The 393-nt window shown below is 41.6% G+C and carries 1 pseudogene; it reads left to right on the plus strand.

From position 1 onward, the window contains the following. Positions 1–89: 89 nt before the first annotated feature. Positions 90–393: pseudogene (locus CIK04_RS31650) on the plus strand (transposase); the annotation flags it as partial.

Consider the following 393-nt stretch of genomic DNA (forward strand, 5'->3'; position numbering starts at 1 on the left):
CTTAAAGCGAGGTCAGACTGCTGACAAAGGTCTAGCTTTCGAGCTAGACCTTTGATCTAATAGGGGTATCGAAATATGGACACTCCGATATGCTTCAAGAACCGACTCCGCAACAATACGAACTGGAAATGGTGACGATGGAACAGTTAGTTCCTAAAGACCATTTAGTGCGCAAAATCGATAATGCTATCGACTTCGAATTCATTCGTGATGAAGTTGCTCATCTTTATTGTAAAGATAATGGGCGTCCACCWGTTGACCCTGTTCGTCTCTTCAAAATCATCTTGCTTGGTTATATGCTTTGGTATAAAAAGTGAGCGTCAGCTCGTTAAAGAAATTGAAGTGAATGTCGCTTACCGTTGGTTCTTACGGATGTCATTAACAGAGAAAGTC

Source organism: Vibrio sp. 03_296 (genome assembly GCF_002265885.1).